The organism is Microbacterium sp. K41, from assembly GCF_004794395.1.
Classification (GTDB): Bacteria; Actinomycetota; Actinomycetes; order Actinomycetales; family Microbacteriaceae; genus Microbacterium; species Microbacterium sufflavum.
In genome coordinates, this window is the sequence record NZ_SSDO01000284.1 from 1 (window position 1) to 5,074 (window position 5,074).

The 5,074-nt window shown below is 71.8% G+C and carries 6 protein-coding genes and 1 tRNA gene; 3 read left to right on the top strand and 4 right to left on the bottom strand.

What is annotated here, in order from left to right; genetic code table 11:
- On the bottom strand, positions 1–182 hold a 182-nt coding region (locus DW309_RS08125; RefSeq protein WP_275090313.1), incomplete at its 3' end, for a serine dehydratase beta chain.
- Between the two features lie 148 nt (positions 183–330).
- Here DW309_RS08125 and DW309_RS08130 point away from each other — a divergent pair.
- Positions 331–690 carry a hypothetical protein gene (locus DW309_RS08130; RefSeq protein WP_136045091.1) on the top strand — a complete coding sequence of 120 codons (360 nt, stop codon included), beginning with the start codon at positions 331–333 and terminating at the stop codon, positions 688–690.
- Between the two features lie 63 nt (positions 691–753).
- On the opposite strand, the gene DW309_RS08135 is transcribed toward DW309_RS08130, so the two are convergent.
- Positions 754–2,484 carry an L-aspartate oxidase gene (locus tag DW309_RS08135; RefSeq protein WP_136045092.1) on the bottom strand — a complete coding sequence of 577 codons (1,731 nt, stop codon included), beginning with the start codon at positions 2,482–2,484 and terminating at the stop codon, positions 754–756.
- A 71-nt stretch (positions 2,485–2,555) separates the two neighbouring features.
- Between DW309_RS08135 and DW309_RS08140 the strand changes: the two genes are divergently transcribed.
- Entirely contained in the window at positions 2,556–3,500 is a 945-nt protein-coding gene (locus DW309_RS08140) for a LysR family transcriptional regulator (protein ID WP_446724693.1), read from the top strand.
- A gap of 71 nt (positions 3,501–3,571) precedes the next feature.
- On the opposite strand, the gene DW309_RS08145 is transcribed toward DW309_RS08140, so the two are convergent.
- Both DW309_RS08145 and DW309_RS08150 read right to left on the bottom strand, forming a co-directional pair.
- Positions 3,572–3,644, bottom strand: a tRNA-Arg gene (locus tag DW309_RS08145).
- 64 nt (positions 3,645–3,708) lie between these two features.
- Complete coding sequence (locus DW309_RS08150) at positions 3,709–4,293, bottom strand: asparagine synthase (RefSeq protein WP_136028978.1); 585 nt, start codon at positions 4,291–4,293, stop codon at positions 3,709–3,711.
- Positions 4,294–4,426: 133 nt separating this feature from the next.
- Here DW309_RS08150 and DW309_RS08155 point away from each other — a divergent pair.
- The coding region (locus tag DW309_RS08155; protein WP_136045094.1) for an SDR family NAD(P)-dependent oxidoreductase at positions 4,427–5,074 on the top strand (648 nt) is incomplete at its 3' end.

The window sequence follows — 5,074 nt, forward strand, 5'->3', positions numbered from 1 at the left end:
ATGCCGGTCGCGCCCAGGGAGCCGTACAGCGTGCAGCCGACGCGGGTGACGCGGCCCAGCTCGCCCGACGCCGTGAGCCGCTGCGCGAAGTCGACGGCCGCGCGCATGGGGCCGACGGTGTGCGAGCTCGACGGCCCCACTCCGATGGAGAACAGGTCGAAGGCCGAGACGTACGCAGTCACCCCTCCAGGCTACGCCGGGTTCCGGCATCTCGGTTCATCGTGGTTAACCCGAGCGCGTCGGGGACCCGGCCGCCCGCCCGTCAAGCCCCTTCAGCTCGGCCGCTCGGCGGGGCACGCTGGAGGCACGACAGCGCAGGAAGGGACGATCATGACCACCAGCACTCCCGAACCCGAAGCCCCCGAGCCGGAGTCCACGGACGAGCTCTCGGCCGAGGCGCAGACGCCCACCCCGACCCCGGCGTCGGAGGGCCAGACCACGCACGCCCCCACCGCCGACGCGGACGAGGGCGAGGCGAGCACTCCGCCGGAGGCCGAGTCGCCGGAGGACGCCGACCCGTCCGAGGTGCCGAGCACGGAGGAGCTCGAAGAGCCGAGCACCGAGAAGGCCCCGGGCCAGGAGCCGAAGGCACCGGAGCGGAAGGGCGACCCCGAACCCGACCACGAGGCGGTCGGCATCGGCGTGATCGGACAGCCCCAGGTCGGCGAGAACGACCCCTCGGGGCAGTGACGCCCCCGTCGCTCCTCCCTGGATCGCTCTGACGAACGACGGGAGGAGCGACGGGCCAGATGGTTACTCCACGAGCTTCCCGGCGGTGTCGACGTCGCGCATCAGTTCGGCGATCTCGGCGGGGACGGGCGGGATCTCCTCGCGGGTGACGCCGGTCGCGGGCGACCACACCAGGTTGACCTGCAGCGTCGGATCGGTGTCGGGGTAGTCGCTGCGGTTGTGGCAGCCACGCGTCTCGCGCCGTTCCCGCGCCGCCTCCAGCGTGGCACGGGCGGCGAGCGCGGAGGCCTTCAGATCGAACGCGTGGGCGAGGTCCTGGAACCCGGCGATGTCCGGGTGGATGCCGATGTCCTCCATGCGCCCTTCGATCAGGTCGAGGTCGGCGAGCCCGGCCCGCAGCCCCTCCTCCGAGCGCACCACGCCGGCGTACTCGGTCATGAGGTTGCGGATCGCGCGCTGCAGGGCGCGCACGTTCTCGCGCCCCTCGGCCGCGAGCAGGTCGTCGATCTCGGCGCGGGCCGCCGCGACCGCCTCCGCCGACCGCCGCTGGGCGTCGAGCCCCGCGGCGTGCGCCATCGCCGCCTGACCGACGATCCGCCCGTACACGAGCAGCTCGATCAGCGAGTTGCCGCCCAGCCGGTTCGCACCGTGCAGCCCGCTCGACGCCTCGCCGATCGCGTAGAGGCCCTCGACATCGGTGCCGTGATCCTCGGACCGCACCCAGACGCCGCCCATCGAATAGTGCGCGGTGGGGGCGATCTCGATCGGGTCGGTCGTGATGTCGAGCATCTGCAGCTCCATCATCGTCTGGTAGACGCGCGGCAGCCGGGTCATGATCGTCTCGCGCGGCAGGTGCGACACGTCGAGCCACACGCCGCCGTTCTCGGTGCCGCGCCCCTCCTGGATCTCGGTGTACGCGGCGAGGGCGACGCGGTCGCGCGTGGAGAGCTCCTTCCGCTCGGGGTCGTAGCGCTCCATGAATCGCTCGCCGAGCGCGTTGCGCAGGATGCCGCCCTCGCCGCGCGCCGCCTCGGAGATGAGCGTCCCTGCCGCGTTCTCCGGCTCGATGATGCCGGAGGGGTGGAACTGCACGAGCTCGGGATCGCGCAGTCGCGCGCCCGCGTCGACGGCGAGCCGGAAGGAGTCGCCCGTGTTCTCGTCGCGTCGGGAGGAGGTGCGCCTCCAGATGCGGTTGTGACCTCCGGCCGCGAGGATCACGGCGTCGGCGTGGATGAGATAGCGGGTGCCGTCGGCCTGGTCGAAGCCGTACGCGCCGAACACGACGTTGTCGCGCACGAGCAGGCGGGTGATGTAGACGTTGTCGAGGATCGGGACGTCGAGCTGCTCGGCCCTGCGGACCAGGGTGCGCTGGATCTCGAGCCCCGTGTAGTCGCCCGAGAACGCGGTGCGACGGTAGGTGTGCGCGCCGAAGAACCGCTGGGAGATGCGACCGTCATCCTCGCGGGCGAAGTCCATGCCCCAGCGCTCGAGGTCGCGGATGCCGCGCTCGGCGCCGCGCGTCACCACCTCGACGGTGTGCGGGTTGGCCAGGAGGTAGCTCTCCTTGATGGTGTCGGCGGCGTGCTGCTGCCAGCTGTCGTCGGCGTCCATCGTGCCGAGGGCCGCGTTGATGCCGCCCGCCGCGAGGGAGGTGTGGGCGTCCTGACGGGGGCGTTTGCCCACGGCGAGCACGTCGACGCCGTGTTCGGCGACCTCGATCGCCGCCCGCAGGCCGGAGCCGCCGGTGCCGATCACGAGGACCGTGGTGGAGATCTGTCGTTCGGGTGCAGTCATGGTCTCGACGCTAGTTAGGACAACCTAATAACTCCAATGCATAGTTCGAGTGGAAACCATACGGGTAGGCTATGGCCATGAACCTCGAGCAACTCCGCGGGTTCGTCGAAGTCGCCCGCCTCGGACACTTCACCCGCGCCTCCGAGCACCTGCACCTGGCCCAGCCCTCGCTGAGCCGACAGATCTCCACGCTCGAACGCGAACTCGGCGCCGAGCTGTTCCACCGCGCCCGTGGCCACATCGCGCTGACGGCGGCCGGGGAGACGCTGCTCCCCCGCGCCCAGCGCATGCTCGCCGAAGCCGACGCCATCCGCGACGAGATGGGCGAACTCGCGGGGCTCCGGCGCGGCCGTGTGCGGCTCGGGGCACCGCCCACGCTGTGCATCAGCCTCGTCGCCGAAGCCCTCAGCTCGTTCCACGACTCCTACCCCGAGGTCGACCTGCACCTGATCGAGGGCGGCTCCCGCCTCCTGGTCGAGCAGCTCGCGGTCGGCGCCGTCGACATGGCCCTCATCACCCAGTCCGACGGTCCTCCGCCGGCCGGGGTCAGCCTCACCCGCACGCCGTTGCTCGCGGAGGAACTGGTCGTGGTCTCCTCGGCCGCCCGCCCGCCGGTCGCCCGCACCCCCGCGATCCCGCTCAGCCACCTGGCGACCCTGCCGCTCATCGCCTTCGACGAGAGCTACGAGCTGCGGGCCACGACCGATGCCGCCTTCCGCGCCGCCGACCTCACGCCGAACCTGGTGCTGGAGGGCGGCGAGATGGACTCCGTGCTGCGCTTCGTCGAACGAGGGCTCGGCGTCGCCGTGGTGCCCGCGATGGTCCTGTTCGACCGGCCGACGCTGCGGTCCGTGCGGCTCGCCCACCCCGCCATGACCCGCACCGTCAGCCTGGCCCACCGGTCCGACGTCAGCGCCGCCGTCGCGGTCGCCGCCATGCGGCAGGTCATCCTGACCACGGCGTCCGACGTCGCCCGCCGCGACCCCGCGATCACGAGCCTGCTCGACACGGACTGAGACATCCGTCCGGGATGCAGAAACGGCCCCCGCCGAAGCGGAGGCCGTATCGTCACTGTCTCAACACAGTGTGCGCCCGAAGGGACTCGAACCCCTAACCTTCTGATCCGTAGTCAGATGCTCTATCCATTGAGCTACGGGCGCCCAGCCCGCTCAGCGGGCCGTAGAACAGCCTACAACAGTCGCGAGACGAAAGCGAAACGAGGGGTCAGTCGCCCTTCGCTGCCGCCTTCTCCTGCTTCTTGCGGCGCTTCTCCTTCGCCCGCTGCGCCGACGACAGCGCCTGCAGGTCGACCAGGCGCAGCGCCTGCATCCGGGCCTCGCGCATCCGCGCGTAGTCGGGGTCCTGCTCCGGTCGCATGCCCTCCACGCGCAGCCGCCGGTCGAGGTTGTGGCGGACGTCGGCCCATGCCGCGGCCCTCGCCTCCTCGACGATCGCCTCGAGCTGCTGCCGGTCGTCCATCATCTCCCGCAGCCGCTGGGCCACCCCGGTCGACTGCTTCGCGCGGCGACGGAGGTTGCGCACATCGCGGTCGCGGTAGTCGTGCGTGCCGACCGGATCGGAGTGCCGCCCCCTGGCCCGCTTGCGCAGCGCCGTGACGGTGGCCGCCGCCTCCTCCGACTCCTCGGCCATCGCGCGCAGGGCCTCGCGCGCGTCGTCGACGTAGCGGTCGAGATCGAACACGCCGCCCTCTGCGATGGTGCCGATGAGGATGTGGTTCTTCACGGCGAGGCGCGCGGCGGCCGTCGCGATCGCGACGCCTTCGGCGATGGCATCCGCAGTCCGTCCCACCGGCACCTCCTCTCCACGAGCGTACCGGTATCGATGCGGCCCGGTCTCGGCCAGAATGGTTCGGCATCCAGCATCTCTCAGGCGTCCGACATCGGTCGGCGACCGCCCGGATCGCACGCGCAGGGAGGCGGCGATGAAGCATCTCGACCTGGTCGGCAGCACCACCGTCATCACAGGCGCCGCGAACGGCATGGGGGCCGAGATCGCGAGGCTGCTCGCTCCCCGCGGCGTGCACCTGGCCCTCCTCGACCACGACCGTGCCGCGCTCGACGCCCTCGCGACCGAGCTGGCCGGCACCACCGTGACGACGCACGTGGTCGACCTCCGCGACGACGACGCGGTCTTCGCGACCGCCGCGCAGATCACCGCCGTGCATCCGCGGATCACCGCCCTGATCACGTGCGCCGGCTCGTCCATGCTCGGCGACCTCGACCAGCTGACCATGGAGGAGATGCGCTGGCTGACCGACGTGAACCTCTGGGGCACGGTGTCGATCACCAAGGCCCTGCTGCCGTCGCTCCGTGCCGCGCCGGCCGCCCACATCACGCACCTGGCGAGCGTGTACGCCCTGGCCGCTCCCGCCGGCCGCATCCCGTACGCGCTGGGCAAGTTCGCCGTCCGCGGCTTCTCCGAGGCGCTGCGCCACGAGCTCGAGGGGACGACCGTCTCGGTCGGCGCGGTCTACCCGGCGGGCGTGCGCACCGGCATCATCCTGCACGGGCGGTACGCCGCCGCGATCGACCCCGCGGTGGCCGCCCGCGCCGCCGCCGCGCAGGCCGCG